Here is a 12,871-nt window from a genome sequence, read left to right as displayed (position 1 = left end):
GTGGTGTGACGGAATATCTCGTCGCGGGGCGGGTTAGGGGCGGGCTCGGCGGGGATCGGTGTTGGACGGGCGGGTCGGAGGAATCCGGAGCCCGGTCTGCGCGGGCCGCGTCGTGGTGGTGACGGCGGTGGCGCCGGTGTGCGGCGCCGTGGCCTCGCTGCTTACTGAGGTGTGGGCGCGGCGCTGGGCGCGCAGCACGGCCCGGATTTCGCGGGCCCGGCCGGGGATCAGGTCGCGCAGAGGGGTGGTGGTCATGGTGAAGGGCTCGGTCTCCTCGCCGCGCACGACCAGGCGGGTGGCGGTGTGGTAGACGCCGAGGTGGGACAGGTCGTGCTCGGACAAGCGGGGCGCGGTGTGGCGGGCGAGTTCGCGGGCGTCTTCGGGGGAGGCGGAGTAGATGATTTTGTTGCGGGCGTTGGTGGAGAGGCCTTCTTTGAGTTCTCTCGACAGCTGCCCGAGGTGCTGGTGTGCGAGGATGAAGCCGTTGCGGAAGGCACGGGACTCGGCGAGCATGTCTTCCATGGGGTAGGGGAGATTCAGGAAGTTATGGCATTCGTCGATCACGGTGTGGGCGTCGGGGCGCAGCCGCTGTGGGACGCGGGCGCGGGCGGTGGTGGCCTGCCAGGTGCGAGCCACGACCAGCGAGCCGACCAGCCGCGTGGTCTCTTCCCCAAGGGAGCCTTTGGGGATGCGGACCAGGCAGATGCCGGCGTGGTCGAGCACGTCCGCCATGTCTACTGTGGATCGCCCGCCGGCGATGGCTTCTTTCACGAAGGGCCGCAGCAGGAACGCGCGCAGTTTGTTCATGAGCGGGGAGATGACCTGGGAGCGTGAGCTGTCGGTGAGCGCGTCGTACCATTCCCAGAATCCACGCAGGACAGGGTCGGTCAGGCCGGCGGTGATGCGGGACCGGAACGCCTCGCTGGTCAGCAGTTTCGGCAGCTCGGCCAGGGTCGGCACGCCTTCTTGCGCCCGCAGTGTCAGGCAGGCGGCGCGCATGAGGTCGTCGGTGCGCGGGCCCCAGAACGCCGAGTAGACCCGGCGGAAGACGGAGACGAGGTTGTCGACCTCGCGGTCGGTTTCCCCGCCCTCCAGCGGGTTGAGGACGGGTGGGCGGTGGCGGGAGTCGGCGTCGAAGAGCACCACTCGCTCGGCCGCGCGGCGCGGGAGCCGGTTCAGGATGTCGGTGACCAGATCCCCTTTCGGGTCGATCAGCACGACACCGCGCTCGTTGTCGACGTCGTCGAGGATGATGTTGCCCAGCAGCGTGGATTTCCCGGAGCCGGTCGCTCCGATCACGTGGAGGTGATACCGGGCGTCGGCGACGCGCAGGCCGATCGGCCGGGTGTGGCCGGTGTCGGATTGTCCCAGTGGTGTCACACCTGGCCCTGGGGTCGCGATCCCGGGCGGCGGGGCGACGGCCTTGGCTCCGGCGCGTTCGACGCCGGGGATCTCGGCGTCGGTGGGCAGATGTGCCAGCACCGCGAGTTCGGGCACGGAGAGCAGGTCGCCGTGGTCGAGGCGTCGTGTGGCGAGTGCGTGGGCGGGGCGGCGCAGGCGGGTGCGGGTGTAGTGGTTGTGGTCGGTGTAGGCGGCGAACGCGGCCGCGAGCGCGTGTGCCCGGCCCCGGGCGGTGTCGCGTGCCCGGCGCGCCGCGTCGGCGTCGTGGGCGGGCAGGTCGGTGGCTACGGCGTAGCGCACCAGGGTCTCGTACTCGGCGCCGCGTTGTTTACCGACGATTGCCTTGTTCTGGGCGGAGTATTCCAGCGAGAGCTGCGGGTCCTGGCTGATCCGGCGCGCGTCGGTGGTCCGGCCTGAACGGGTGGCGGTTGCCCCCGGGGTGAGCACGTCGAGCAGGCGCCCGCCGAGGCGGCCGGAGGAGCCGTGGTGGACCCGGCGGGCGGCGCGGCGGGCCCGGGCGACGCGGCGGCCGGTGACGGGGCGGGCGAGGATCTGCACGCAGGCCCGTTCGTCGCGGCCGAGCCCCACCGGGGCGCCCAGCAGCCCGCGGATCGGGTCGGCGTCGAAGCTCGTGCGGATCGGCAGCGCCTCGGGGCGGGCCAGGCGCAGCTGGCCGCCGACGGTGATCCGCCGGTGCCCGGTCTCGAGCGCGGGGAACGGGGGCGCGGCGGGGCTGGTGCGGGTGTGGGAGCCGGGCCAGGCTGCCTCGATGGCCCGTTCCACCAGGCTGGGTGGGATGAGGCCGGGGATCCAGAACTGCACGGTGACGCCGTGTTCGCCGAACACGTACTCCATCGCCAGGTGTGGTTGCCCGGCCCACCACCGCCGCCAGGCAGGACGCAGCAGCCCGACGAGGTTGGACCAGACCGCGGCGCCGCCGGCGGGGTCGACGGTGGGCGGGGCGAGCACGGTGATCCGGCGAGCATCGGCCTGCAGCGCTGCCTGGCGGCGAACACGCCGCCAGCGGCGAGCCGCGACTGCGCCCGCGACGGCCAGGGCCAGGGCCGCGATGACGACCGGCCCCCACGCCAGCGCCCAGTCGCCCAGCGCGGCGAGCAGGTGCCCGGTGACGCCGCCGGGGTTGCGCAGGTAGTCACCCACCCAGTTCTTCATCACCGGTGATGCCACAGCGTGCAGGGACATAGCGGAACTTCCTTCCGAGTGGGGTCGGGTCACGCGGGGCCGAGGTCGACTGGTCCTGCGTCGGTGAACTCGTCCCCGTCGAACTCGGCGTCGGCAGGGTTGGCTGACCCGAGGTCGATGTAGGCCTCGGCGAGGCCGTTGTCGGTGGCGTCGGGGTCGTCCTCGGCGAACCGGGCGAGTTCGGCGGGGTCGGTGGTGACGAGGAAGTTCTCGGTGGGTGATGCCAGCGACTGGAATGCGACTCGCTGGGTGCCTGAACACAGCAGGCCCTGACCGCGCTCGGCCGAGAGCAGGAACTGCCGCTCTCCGGCGGAGAGGTCGAACGCTTCGGCGATCTCGTCGATGGCTTGCGGCGCTTGGCGTTGCAGTACCTGCGTGGCGGCGTTGCTCACGATGGCTTTGCCCAGATCGCTGCTGAGCACGTCGGCGGTGTCCTGGGTCGCGATCGTCAGGCCGCACCAATGTTTGCGGGCGGCTTTGGCCATGCGGAACAGGAACCTCGCGCCCGCCGGCTGTTGCATCAGCAGCCACGCCTCGTCGACCACGACCAGCCGGGGCCGCCGGAAGGCGGGGTTGGAGACGCGGCGCCAGACGGCGTCGAGCACCAGCAGAGTGCCGATGGCGCGCAGCTCGTCGGGCAGGTCGCGCAGGGAGAACACCACGAGATGCCCGTCGGGGGTGGCGGTGGTGGGCCCGTCGAAGAGGTCGGCGAACGACCCGTCGACAAAGGGATGCAACCGGGCCGCCAGGTCACCGGCCACGGGGTCACCGCCGTCGCCGGAGGCGGCGAGGACGTTGCGCAGGTCGCGCAGCAGCGGCGCTGGGCGGGTCCAGGTCCGGGCGTTATCGGTGATGCCCGCGCGGTGGTAGGTGGCGGTGATCGCGGTGTCGAGCACGGCCCGCTCGGCGGCGGTGACCTCCGCGCCGAAGAGCACTTCCAGGACGGTGTGCAAGAACAGGCTGCGCCGCTTGAGGGCGTCCTGCGGTGCGGTGCGCCGTCCTCGGGGGTCGGTGTGTACGGGCAGGTCGAACGGGTTCAACCGCACGCCGCTCGCGCCGAGGTGGACGTAGGTGCCGCCTACCTGGGCGGCGAGGCGGGCGTACTCGTCTTCGGGGTCGATGACGAACGCCTGCACCCCGGCTGTGGCCCACTCGTTCTCGTTGTCGCCGAGCGTGCGATAGAGACTGCGCAAGGTCTCGAGCTTGACGAAGTAGGACTTGCCCGCGCCGGAGCGGCCCAGGGCGACGCAGTTGTAGTTGTCGCAGGCGAAGCGGTCCCAGTGCACCAGCCCCGAGGATCCGACGTTGTAGCCGTAGAGGACCCCGGTCGGCGTGGAGGTGGTCGGGTCGGTCGGGGGCAGGTCCGGTGAGGTGAAGGGATAGGCCGCCGACACCGCGGCGGTGTCGAACGTCCTTTTCAGACCGAGTGGGTCGAGCCCGAGCGGCAGGGTGCTCACCCAGCCTTGCAGCGCCCGGTAGGTGGCGGGTTTGGCGTCCAGCAGCAGCGACGCGCACAGCGACCGCAGCGCCGAGACTTCCTCGGCGAGCGTGGTCTCGTCCGGGGCGTGCACGGTCAGGTAGAGGCCGAATTTGAAGAGTTTCCCGTCGCCGCGGGCGATGCGCCGCGACAGGTCGGCGGCGTCCTCGGCGGCGGCGTCGAGGTCGGGGTCGTCGAGCCGGTCGTGGCGGGTGTTGTGGCGGCGGGAGGATTCGAGTTTCGCGCGTTGCTTGCGCAGTCCGCTGGCGGCGGTGGCCGGGTCGACGGGCTGGATGTGGACCGAGACGTCGAGGCGGGCGGGGTAGGTCAGCAGCGGGGCGAGCCATCCGGGGTAGACCTCTTGCGGGTAGCCGGTGACGCCGAAGCTGGCGACGAATTCGTTGCCGACCTCCAGGTGGCGGGCAGAGACCGACAACGCGTCCGGGGTGAACGCGCTCGCCGATCCGGACTGGGCCGCTGTGTGGTGGGTTCTGGTGCGGGCCATGAGCGGCTACCTGCTTTCGATCTCGTCGTCGTAGTCCCAGTCCTCGTCCTCCGACAGCCACGGGCCCGAGGCCTGCACGCGGGCCGAGCGCGGCGGCCGAGTGGGCGCGGGCTCGCCGGGTGTGGACTCCGGACCTCGAGCCGACGGGCGGGCGGAGCGCGTCGCCGGAGCGCGACGCGCGGTGGGCGCGGCGATGGGCGTGGGGCCCGGTCGGTGCAGGCGTGATGCCGGCGCCGGGTCAGCCTCGTCATCGGGGTTGTCGGCGGGGTCATCGGCGCCGTAGAGGTCGGTGAAGGTGGTGGTGGAGGTGACGACCTCCTCGGCTCCTGCCAGTGCGGCCGAGGGCGGCAGGAGGGTGTCGGGGTTGCAGGCCGCGGCCAGCACGCCGGTCGCGGCGGCGGCGTCGAAGGGGGTTGTCACGATCCCGGCGGGGGTCAGCAGTTCGATGGCCTCGCCGAGGCGCCGCATCAGCCGTTGCTCGGCAGCGTGCCGCACGCCCTCATCGACCGGCTGCTCGTCGCGGTGGTGACGTCGCCACGGCAGCACGCTCGACGCGGCAGCGGTGGGGCCGGTGCGCAGGGGTTCGCGTAAGACGAGCAGCACCTGGCGGCGCAGCAGATCCGCCTGGGCGGTGAGCTCGGCAAGGAAGTCCGCGTGGTCGCGCGCGGCCGCTTCCAGAGCGGGGTGCGGGAGCCCGCCGGCACGTGCACGGAGTTGCGTGATCTGCGGTGCGAGATCGAGCCGTTCGGCCCGCACGAGGATCTGCACGGGCGCGGTCAGGCTGTGCAGGTAGCGGGCGAACGAGGCGACCAGCGCTTCCTGTTCGGCGGGCATGCGCAGGGAGAAGTTGACGGTGCTGCACACGGCGATGACCGCGAGCCCGTCGGCGCCGAGGTCGACGATCCCGGCCTGGGCGCCGGTGTCGGCGACACCGGTCGCTGGGAGTTCCAGCGGTGCCGGGGATACCGGCTCCGCCGAGACTGGTCGCCGCTTGCGCCCGCGGGTGTGGCTCTCGGGTTGCTGGGCGGTGAGCCAGGCCGGAGCGGCGCGCACGCCTTCCGGAGCGGCGACCCGATGGCGTGGTGAGAGAAGCTGGCGCACGGCGGCGAGGGCGAGGCGGTCCAGAGACAGCCCGTCGCGCTGGCCGAGGGCCAGCACGGTGAAAGTGAGCCCGAGAGGGACGGCGACGATGAGGAACACCGGCAGCGCCACCACGGTGCGGGTGAGCGAGTAGAGACCGCACAGCCCGAGGCCAGCGATGCCGAGGATCGCGAGCTGCCGGGCGGTCAGCGGCCCGAGTATCCGGTCGGGGCGGTCGACATCGGCGGGCACGCGCACGGGAGACGTCATGGCGAGTAAGACCTCACTTCTTGTTGCGGCCCCGACGGCCGGGCAGGTCCAGGGGCAGGGGCAGCTGCGTTCCGGCTCGCCGTTTCGGCGTTGCCGGGGCGCCCGCGCCGCCGGCGACAGGAGGCGGCGCGGGTGGGGGCTGAGGTGTGGGCTGGCTCTTCACGTTCAAGGGCAGTGGGTACTGGCCTGAGGATTTCGGCCGGTTGCCGGTGTAGGCGTCGGGTGCGGGGCGCCGTGGTGCGCGAGCGGCCCGGTTGATCTGGCCCGAGGGGGTGATCAGCCCGGGTCCGGTCTGCTGGGCTGGCCCGGCCGGTGCGGGGTGGGCGAGGTCGTCGGCGAGCGTCTGGCGAGACGTGCCAGGTGGTGCGGGCCGCAGGTGGAGGGGCAGCATCCCGGCCCCGGGGGCGATCAGCGCGTTCGGCAGGTGTTTGAGCGGGCGCGCGTTGCGGTTGATCCGCCCGTCCGGGGTGAGCAGTCCGGGCTGGGAGACGGGCGGCGGCATGCCTGGTTGCCGTTCGGCGAGCTCGTCGGCCAGCGAGTGGCGGCCGAGTCGATCGGGGTCGCGGCGGGTGGTGATCGGCAGCCCGAGCTGGTCGCGGGGCAGCGCTCCGGGGAGGGGGTCCGGCGGCAGGGCTCGGGGGTTGAGCGCGACTGCGCGCTTGTTTCCGGAGCCGCTGGTGGTGAACAGCGACATCTGCCCGGGGCCGGGCTGGCGCGTCGCTTCGGCATCGGCGGACGGCAGCTCGCCCAGGCGCGGTGACCGGGGTGCTCCGGGCCGCACGCGACGCAGGCGCATCGGCAGCGTGAACTGGCCCGAGCGCGTGGCCGGCGGGTCCAGCGGAGGGCCCTCGGGGGCGCTGGGCCTTGCGCCTTTGCCCTTGAAGAGGGACGCGCCCTTGCCGAGCAGGCCCATGGTCTTGTAGGCGATGGCGCCGCGCACCAGCGAGCCGAGCATCGAGCGGCCGCCGGTGATCGGGCGCAGGCACCAGAACGGGATCTTGATCAGGACCCACATCAGCGCGAGGCACAGCAGCAGGTTGATCACGCCGTTGAGGTTCGGGCCGAACGCGGTGAAGCCGCCGGGGGCGAAGAAGATCCGCAGCGCCGCGACCATCGTCAGCGACTGGCCGATCTGGATGGCCAGTACTCCGGCGAAGGCTTTCCACCATGATCGGGCGATGCCCTCGGTGTGGGGCAGGGCGTGGCACATCAGCGCGATCGGTGCGGCGGCGATGAGCATGATCGTCACCATCAGGCGCACGATGTAGGTGATCAGCAAGACGATGATCATCACCACGAGGGCGAGGCCGATGAAGATCAGCCACAGCCCGCCGCCGAAGTTGGAGGTGACCATGTCGGTCAGCGTCTTGCCCGCCGCCTGCGGGCTGACCCCGGAGCCCATCACCGCCCCGGCTAGGGCGTTGGCGAACTGGATCGCCTTGGTCGCGATGAACAGCGACAGCGTCCCGGCGAGGAACCCGAGAATGACCCGGGGCCCGATTTCCTTGATGGTGTAGCGGGTTTGCAGGGTCTCGTAGCCCATGACGATCATCCCGGCGATCAGGACGATGATCCCGTAGACGGTGAGCAGGACCTGCCACGATTGAGTCCACAACTGCCCGACGGAAGGCAGCGAGCTCGGCTCCGGTGTGGTGAGCAGGCTTTGCCCGAGCAGGTCCAGCAGCGGGTTGAGGGCGTCGGTGACCACGCCGCGGAAGAAGCTGTCGATGCCCTCGGTGACGCACGCGACCGGGTCGGTGATCCCGCAGTCATCGGCCGTATCCCCGGTGCCCGCGCCGGGGGCCTGGGGCTGGCCGGGCGCGTTCGGATCGATGGGGACCGGCTGCGGAATGCAGTCCGGCCCGTCACACGGCGCGGGCGCCGAGGCGGTGCCGCCGAGCCCGCCGCACTCGGGCATCAGCGCACCCGGGAAACAGGACACCGGTGGCTGCGACGACACTTGTGGCGGCGGCACGAGGGGGGTGCTGGGCGGCCCCGAGGGGGTCGGTGCTTGAGTGCCGGTGGGCAGCATGCATCCGGGATCGGTCGAGCCCGGAGCACAGCTGGCTATCGGAGGCAGTGGCAGCACTGGCGGCTGCGCGGGCGCCAGCGCCACCGCCGCTGCGGTCACCGGCACGGGGCCGGGCGTGGCCGAGGCGCTCAGCGCGATACCGGCGACGGCTGCCAGCAGTGGCACCAGCACCGCGAGCGCGCGTGCCCACCGCCGCCGGGGCATCCAGCGTCGCCAGCCGCCGCGTCCGCGACCGGGCCGGACGGGGATTGTCGGCGGACGGACCATGAGCCGCTCGTCGCGACCCGCCTCGGTGGCGGCACCGTCGCGGACGCGGCCGGAGTCGGTGGGTCGGGCGGGACGCACGATCGGCGCGGCAGGCCGGCGCCGGAGAGGGCGGCGTGGGCGGGCTGGAGGTGTGGTGCCGGTGGTGGTCATCGCTCACACCCCGCCCACGATGCCCTTGAGGATCTCGACCACGAGCGGGGCGAGCGCGGCGAGCGCGAAACCGATGCAACCGGCTTTGAAGGCGCCTTTGGCCTTTTCGATTTCGCCGGGGTCACCTGAGGCCAGCAGGTATCGCAGGCCCGCGACGGTGAACAGCACGAGGGCGATGCCGGCGAGCAGGCCCAGCACCCAGTTGCGGATGTTGGTCAGGACCTCATCAACGGTCTGGGCGAGCGCGAGGACTTCGACGGTGTCCGCTCGCGCGACCGAGGACGCCAGCAGCAGACCGGCCGCGACCAGCGGCCCGAGGACCAGGGCGACACGGCCGTGCCGCGCACCGCGCCGCCGCCGAGCTATTGCCGGCGAGAACGGAAGGTCGGTCGTACCTGTGCGGCGCGGTCCGATGCGCGTGCCTGCCGGCCCTGACTGGGCACCTGGTCGATGAGGTCGCGGTCGCGGCGCGCAGGCCCACGATCCGGCGGGGCGTGCGAGTGTCGGGTGTGGACGGTGGTGGCGGAGCGGGGTCAGTCGCATGAGCGGGTCTCCTGACGAGTCGCCGAGCCGCGGTGCGGGCGTGCGGGCAGCCGGGTCCCGCGTGCGCTAACTCCGGATTTCGGGCCGTGTGGAGACACCGGGCGCGCGACTTTCTCCGCCAGCTCCGGACTTACGCGTGTCACGTTGCGTAGCCGCTGTCGGTGCGTCGGGGAGCGCCGCAGGACCGGGTGCCGGGCGCCGTCGGCGTGGCTGCGCACGCTGGCGCGCGGTGCGGGTGCCGACGCGTCGTCGGCGGGGTCGGCGACCGGCTCGGTGAGGTAGCGCGCTAGGCGCTGCTCGGCGCGGTGGCGGGCCTGCTGCGCGGCCCGGTACGACTGGCGGCGCGCGCGGGCGGCCTCGACCAGCGACAGGTCCCCGAAGCGGGTGGCCGAGATCAGCGCGGCGTCGTCGGTCGTGATGACACCCGCGCGCACGGCGGTCACGAGGACGAGGTCGGGGTGTCCACTCGAACGGTGCGGTGGCGTGGCGTGGACGCCGACGTCGTCGGTCGGCGGGGCAGCCTCGAGGGCCTCGCGCAGCGCGGCATACCCGGCGCGGTAGGCCGCCCAGCGCAGGCGCACCAGGATCGCCGGCCGGTCCAGATCGGCCTCACCGAGCGCCGCGAGGAACCCGGTCACGACGGCGGCGTGGATGTCGTGCTTGTCGCCACGGAAGCGGTTGGTCAGCTGCGCGGCGACCGGCAACAGCACCGGCATCGCCAGGCCGACGCACGCCATCGTCCACGTGCCGCCCTCCGCCCGCGCCCGGGTGATCAGGTAGGTCCAGGCCGCGTCGCGGGTGGCCTGCGAACATTCCTCGGCCAGCAGCCGCGCCCCGAGCTCGTCCAGCGCCACCGGGCGCGCGGGCAGTCCGGGAATGGAGGCGCCGTCCACGCACACGGGATGCGGGCCGGTCACCAGCCATCGGAAGGTCGTGACGGCCGTGTCGAACACCCCGTTGTCCCATGCGTAATCCTCGCTGTGGTGGAGCGAGAAAACCCCGGGCTCGCGGCCGTTGTGCGGTGACGATGAATTCATGTCGCAGCTCCTGGTGAAAGCGGAATCAGTGCAACCACCAGAGAGCCATCCGAGTCGCCTCAAAACCGGCTCACAAGCGCCTCAGAATCGCCTCACAAACGCCTCAAAGGGGCGCCTCAAGCGGGCGGTGAGCGCGTTGATCCCAGGCCACGACCGCCGGCCCGCAGGACATGTCCACGGCGCTTGAGGCGCTCCTTAGGAGTCCCCGTGAGCTGCGGAGAACTCGTGGAAGATGTCGCCGGGCGACCGGGCCGCCTCAAGGGCTGCTCGTCGCCGACGGTCGCGGGATGTGGCGACGGCAAGGGGCTGTGGCAATTTCTTGAGCCCGCCGTCGAGGGCGCCAGGGTCACTAGCAAAATTTATCAATTTAGTGATGGGTTTCTTTCGTGCTTATCGTGAGTGACCTGAAATGTCTGTGGTCATCGTGAATCTCGGAAGTTTCCGAATTTTTGCGAGGGTGCGTGTCTCCGGACGGCCATTTTTTCGGAGTTAGCCGGTGACAGCATCTACCGCCGGGCACGCTCCGGCGGCACTGGCTTCAGGAGGCTTCTTATGACCCAGCGTGCGCAGTCCCCGGACGGCCGTCCTGGTCGCCGGACGGACTCGGCTCGCCCGCCGCGCACCCGGCGCGGCGGCGACCGCACCCCCTACCCCGGAGCCCGCACACGCGCCACCGCGCCGCGCGCCGGCGGGACCCGCGCGACCACACGTCCTCAGGGCGCGCCCACCTCGTCGCGACGGCGCCCGGCACCGGCCTCGACCGGGCCAACTCCGGCGACGGTGTGGACGTGCGGACCCGAACCGATCGACACCCACGCGGCGTGGCCGGTACCGATCGTGGAGGCCATCACCACGGCGTTCACCGACCCGGGCGCACACGTCGTGCTGGTCGAGCTGGACCCCGCGCCGACCACAGGCACGACCCCGGACATCGACCGCGCCATCGGGAGTGGCGCGGAGTCTGTGGCGGCGCGAGAGGCGGTGCGCGCACTCGACCGCACCGCCGACATCGTTACCGTTGACGTCCGCGCCGGCGGTTCCGCCGCGTCGTCACGACCGTTCTGGGCCGAGCTCGTCACCGACACGAGCGACCCGTCCGCGGCCCTCGCCGCGGCGCCCTCGCTTCCGGTTCGCGCCGGTCTCGACACGGTGGGCGTGCCGGATCCGGCACGCGGCGCGGGCGCGGATCTGGTGCTCGTCTCGCTGCCCGCCCGCGCGGCCGAGGCCGTGTCGTTGGACCGGCTCGCACTGCTGGCGGCAGGGCGGCTTCGTCATGGCGGCATCTTCGCGGTGTACACGCACAGTGACTGGAGCCAGGGGCGGTTGATCGACCCGAGCGGCGCGATCGTGGCCGCGTGCCAGCACGCCGACCTGCTCTACCTGCAGCACATCGTCGCGCTGCACGCCACCGTGGCGAACGGGCGCCTGCACGCCGCGCCGAGCGCGGCGGCGGCCGCGGAGTACGACCGCACCCGGCACCGCGCGACGGTGCGCGGACTGCCCGCGCCGCATCTGCGCGTGCACGGCGACGTTCTCGCGTTCGCCCAACCCGCCGACCCGGGCGCCCAGGTTCCCGGGACCGACGCGGGGACCGCCACGCCCGGCGGCGCACCCGGTGCGGGAGGTGGCCGGTGACCCCGCTGTCGCCAGACCCGACGGGGTCCGCATCAGCCGCTCTCCCCTCTCCGAAAGGCGCCACGCACATGTTCCACCAGTTCCTCCCGGCATCGACCGCCACCGACCCGACCGCGCACGGCGCTGACCACCCGACCGTGCCGATCTCTCGCGTGCTTATCGACGTGCTCGACCACGGCCGCGACAGCCATCCGGCGCAGCACGAGACTCCGACCGGAAACGACCCGACCGGCCCGGCCACTGCGACCGGGGCGACCGATGGCGGCGAGGTGCCGGTGTCGGTGTGGGCGACCGCGCAGACCTCCCCCGCGGCGCAGCGCAAGGGCCGCTACGTGCCCGATTCGACCGCGCATCCGGCGAAGATGCTCCCGGCGGTGGCCGCGCACGCCATCGCCCGCTGCACCCGGCGCGGGGATCTGGTGTTCGACCCCATGGCCGGCTCCGGGACGACACTCGTGGAGGCGATCGACGCCGGGCGCCGGGCGGTCGGCGTGGAGTACGAACCCCACTGGGTCCGGGTCGCCCGAGCGAACCTCACGCTGGCGCGCGAACGCGGTCACGATCACGACGGCGAGGTTGTGCAGGGTGATGCGCGACAGCTGCCGTTCCTGCTGCCGGAGAAGTACCGGGGTCAGGTCGCGCTGGTGGTGACCTCGCCCCCATACGGGCCGTCGCTGCACGGGCAGGTCGTCACCAAAGCCACCGACTCCGACGACGGGAAGGTGCACAAGTACCACCACCGCTACGGCTCCGCGCTCGATCGCGGCAACCTCGCCAACGTCGGCCACCACCGGCTGCTGGCCGGCTTCACCCGCATCCTCATCGGGTGCGCGGCTGTGCTGCGCCCCGGCGGGCACGTCGCGATTACCGCGCGGCCGTGGCGCGAGCACTCGGAACTGATCGACCTGCCCTCGCAGATCATCGCCTGCGGCCAGGCGGCCGGTCTGGTGCCGGTGGAGCGCTGCGTCGCCCTGCTGGCCCGCGTCGCGGAAAAGGACCTGATCGCGCGCGGCTCGTTCTTCCAGCGCGACTTCATCCGCAAACAGCGCGAGCTGGGTTTGCCCTTGCACCTGATCGCGCACGAGGACGTTATCGTGCTGCGCCGTCCTCGAACCTCATCCCGCTGTGCTTCCACTGTCGGTCCCGCTTCGCGGCCTGAGCACGGCGAAGGTCGCGAGAGCGAAGGTCGCGGGCGGTGGGGAGCATGAGCACGCTCGTGCACTGCGGGGACTGCGGGTGGAACTCCCGCTATCGGTGGCCCGCGGAAGCGC

The 12,871-nt window shown here is 72.1% G+C and carries 9 protein-coding genes; 2 read left to right on the top strand and 7 right to left on the bottom strand.

Annotated elements, in window-relative coordinates; genetic code table 11:
* Positions 1–33 precede the first annotated feature (33 nt).
* The 7 genes from ACQPXB_RS08445 to ACQPXB_RS08415 form a co-directional block, all read right to left on the bottom strand.
* Positions 34–2,604 carry a helicase HerA domain-containing protein gene (locus ACQPXB_RS08445; RefSeq protein ID WP_432850634.1) on the bottom strand — a complete coding sequence of 857 codons (2,571 nt, stop codon included), beginning with the start codon at positions 2,602–2,604 and terminating at the stop codon, positions 34–36.
* A 29-nt stretch (positions 2,605–2,633) separates the two neighbouring features.
* Positions 2,634–4,586: a VirB4 family type IV secretion system protein gene (locus ACQPXB_RS08440; protein ID WP_432850632.1), complete on the bottom strand. Its 1,953-nt coding sequence runs from the start codon at positions 4,584–4,586 to the stop codon at positions 2,634–2,636.
* 6 nt (positions 4,587–4,592) lie between these two features.
* Positions 4,593–5,936 (bottom strand): PrgI family protein, encoded by a 1,344-nt coding sequence (locus ACQPXB_RS08435; protein WP_432850630.1) that lies wholly within the window; start codon positions 5,934–5,936, stop codon positions 4,593–4,595.
* Between the two features lie 13 nt (positions 5,937–5,949).
* Complete coding sequence (locus tag ACQPXB_RS08430; protein ID WP_432850628.1) at positions 5,950–7,854, bottom strand: hypothetical protein; 1,905 nt, start codon at positions 7,852–7,854, stop codon at positions 5,950–5,952.
* A 534-nt stretch (positions 7,855–8,388) separates the two neighbouring features.
* On the bottom strand, positions 8,389–8,928 hold the full coding sequence (locus tag ACQPXB_RS08425) for a pilin (protein WP_432850626.1): 540 nt from the start codon (positions 8,926–8,928) through the stop codon (positions 8,389–8,391).
* Entirely contained in the window at positions 8,919–9,965 is a 1,047-nt protein-coding gene (locus ACQPXB_RS08420) for a sigma-70 family RNA polymerase sigma factor (protein ID WP_432850624.1), read from the bottom strand. Before ACQPXB_RS08420 ends, ACQPXB_RS08425 begins: the two co-directional genes overlap by 10 nt.
* A 713-nt stretch (positions 9,966–10,678) precedes the next feature.
* The gene (locus tag ACQPXB_RS08415; RefSeq protein WP_432850622.1) at positions 10,679–10,813 is read right to left on the bottom strand and encodes a hypothetical protein; all 135 of its coding nucleotides are present in this window, start codon (positions 10,811–10,813) and stop codon (positions 10,679–10,681) included.
* Here ACQPXB_RS08415 and ACQPXB_RS08410 point away from each other — a divergent pair.
* Both ACQPXB_RS08410 and ACQPXB_RS08405 read left to right on the top strand, forming a co-directional pair.
* Positions 10,803–11,600, top strand: a complete 798-nt coding sequence (locus ACQPXB_RS08410) for a hypothetical protein (RefSeq protein WP_432850620.1) — start codon at positions 10,803–10,805, stop codon at positions 11,598–11,600. The genes ACQPXB_RS08415 and ACQPXB_RS08410 overlap by 11 nt on opposite strands.
* A gap of 68 nt (positions 11,601–11,668) precedes the next feature.
* Positions 11,669–12,808 (top strand): TRM11 family SAM-dependent methyltransferase, encoded by a 1,140-nt coding sequence (locus tag ACQPXB_RS08405; protein WP_432850618.1) that lies wholly within the window; start codon positions 11,669–11,671, stop codon positions 12,806–12,808.
* Positions 12,809–12,871: the final 63 nt, after the last annotated feature.

The organism is Amycolatopsis sp. CA-161197, from assembly GCF_050942255.1.
Classification (GTDB): domain Bacteria; phylum Actinomycetota; class Actinomycetes; order Mycobacteriales; family Pseudonocardiaceae; genus Amycolatopsis.
This window is presented reverse-complemented; position numbering and strand designations above follow the sequence as displayed.